The sequence below is a fragment of the Actinomycetota bacterium genome, assembly GCA_019347575.1.
In the GTDB taxonomy this organism is placed as follows: Bacteria; Actinomycetota; Nitriliruptoria; order Nitriliruptorales; family Nitriliruptoraceae; genus JAHWKY01.
In genome coordinates this window covers 1-2555 of the sequence record JAHWKY010000106.1, presented here as the reverse complement: position 1 = coordinate 2555, position 2555 = coordinate 1, and the positions used below count along the sequence as shown (strand labels likewise).

The 2555-nt window shown below is 73.3% G+C and carries 2 protein-coding genes; both read left to right on the top strand.

Translation table 11 applies throughout. From position 1 onward, the window contains the following. The coding region (locus KY469_22790) for a hypothetical protein (protein ID MBW3665918.1) at positions 1-538 on the top strand (538 nt) is incomplete at its 5' end. Between the two features lie 10 nt (positions 539-548). After that, positions 549-2471, top strand: coding sequence for a Stk1 family PASTA domain-containing Ser/Thr kinase (gene pknB / locus KY469_22785; protein ID MBW3665917.1), 1923 nt, complete (start codon positions 549-551; stop codon positions 2469-2471). Positions 2472-2555 lie beyond the last annotated feature (84 nt).

The window sequence follows — 2555 nt, the reverse complement described above, 5'->3', positions numbered from 1 at the left end:
CAGCGGCCAGGTCGAGGCCTCGGGCACCTACGACGAGGAGGGCGAGCTGGTCAAGCCGACGGACGCCGGGCTGGACCTCGCACGTATCGCCATCGGCCAGGCCGGCCTGCTCACCACGCCCCTGCAGATGGCCATGATCGCCTCGGCGGTGGGCAACGACGGCGTGCTCATGGAACCGCGGATCGCCCGTAAGATCACCGACCGCGACGGGCGCACCGTGGATGAGATCGAGCCCGACCGGATGCGCAGGGTCATGTCCAAGGAGACGGCGCAGCAGGTCACGGCCATGATGCGCAACGTCGTCGAGTCGGGAACGGGCGGGGCGGCGGCGCTGGCGGGCACGGGCGTCGCTGGTAAGACGGGAACGGCCGAGATCGACATCCAGAACAACATCAACCAGCTCTGGTTCATCGCCTTCGCCCCCTCCGAGGACCCAAAGGTGGCCATCGCGGTCACCGTGGAGCGCGCGGTGGGCGGCCAGGGCGGCCAGGTGGCCGCCCCGATCGCCCGCGCGGTGCTGGAGAGCCTGCTCGACTAGTGGCCCACTGATGCCCGACATCACCACCGACACGGTCATCGACGGGCGCTACCAGGTCATCGGCAAGGTGGGCTCCGGCGGCATGGCCGAGGTCTACGGGGCCGACGATCTCCAGCTGGGGCGCAAGGTGGCCGTCAAGGTCCTGCACCGGCGCTTCACCGAGGACGAGGAGTTCGTCGAGCGCTTCCGCCGCGAGGCCCAGAACGCCGCCGGCCTGCAGCACCAGCACGTGGTCTCGGTCTACGACCGCGGGGAGTGGGACGGCACCTACTACATCGCCATGGAGTTCCTCGAGGGGCGCTCGCTGAAGGACATCATCCGCGATGAGGGCCCGCTGGATGCGCTGCGTGCGGTGGACATCGCCATCCAGATCCTGCGCGCCGCCCGCTTCGCCCACCGCCGTGGGATCATCCACCGCGACCTCAAGCCCCACAACGTGATCCTCGACGAAGAGGACCGCGCGAAGGTCACCGACTTCGGCATCGCCCGCGCGGGGGCCTCGGACATGACCGAGACGGGCTCGATCATGGGGACGGCGCAGTACCTGTCCCCCGAGCAGGCCCAGGGCCACGCGGTCAGCGCCCAGTCCGACCTCTATGCGATCGGCATCGTCCTCTACGAGATGCTCGCCGGGCGGCTGCCCTTCGACGCCGAGAGCGCGGTGACCATCGCGCTCAAGCAGGTCAGCGAGGCGCCGCCGGCCCTGTCGGAGTTGCGTCCCGATGTTCCAGCCGACCTCGAGGCGGTGACGATGCGTGCGCTGGAGAAGGACCCAGCCCATCGCTTCAAGGACGCCGACGAGTTCATAGGCGCGCTGGAGGCCGTGCGTGCCCAGCTCACCGGCGCCCCGGGCGGGGACACCACGGCCTTCCTGCCCCCGGTGGGCGGGCCTGCTTCCTCCCAGGAGTGGGAGCAGGGCGCCCAGCCACAGCGCCCACGCCGCCGGCGGCTGTGGGCGGTGCTGGCGGCGCTGCTGGTGGCCGGTGTGGTCATCGCCGCCCTGCTGCTGGCGGGTGGGCCCGACGATGTCACCGTGCCCGACGTCGTGGGAGCCGACATCGAGGTCGCCCAGCAGCGGCTGCGCAGCGAGGGCTTCGAGGTCGAGATCACCGAGGCGCGCAATCCGGAGCCACCCGGGCGCGTCATCGGCCAGGACCCTCCGGGACGGACCGAGGCCCCCGAGGGCTCCACGGTCAACCTCACGGTGTCCGCGGGCCCCGAGGTGGTGGCGGTGCCCGACGTGGTGGGCGAGCCGCGCGACGAGGCGGTCGAGGCGCTGGAGGACGCGGACTTCGAGGTCGAGGAGGAACGCGTCTTCTCGCGCGAGGTGCCGGCCGGACGGGTCATCGAGACCCGGCCCGGCCCGGGCGTGCAGGCCCCCCGCGGGTCGGAGGTGACGCTGATCGTCTCCCGCGGTCAGCGGACGGCCCGAGTGCCCTCGGTGGTGGGTCGGCAGGAGGCGGCGGCCACCCAGGCGCTGCGCCGCGCGGGCTTCGGCGTCGACGTGGCCCGGACCGAGGGCGGCGGGCCACCGGGCACCGTCGTGGCCCAGGACCCGGCGGGGGGCCGGCAGGCCGCGGCCGGCTCCACGGTGACCATCACGGTGGCCACTGCGCCCGAGCAGGTCACCGTGCCCGACGTGGTCGGCCTCAGCGAGTCGCAGGCCGCCGAGCGCCTGTCGGCGCGGGGCTTCCAGGTCGACATCCAGGACCGCGACGTGAACAGTGCCTCCAGGGACGGGATCGTGCTGGGCCAGGCGCCCGACGGTCGGTCGCAGGCCGATCGCGGCGCCACGGTGGCCATCACGGTGGGGCGGTTCGAGCCCGAGCCCGAGCCGGGCGACGGCGGCGAGGACGAGGACCCCCGAGGTGGCCCGGGCTCCGGCTCCGGCGGCGGCGGCGGGGGCACAGGCGGCACAGGGCCGCAAGGATGAGGGTCGCCGTCCTGGCGGGCGGGCGGTCCTCCGAGCACGAGGTCTCCCTCGCCTCCGGCGCCGCGGTGCGCGCGGGCCTCCGGG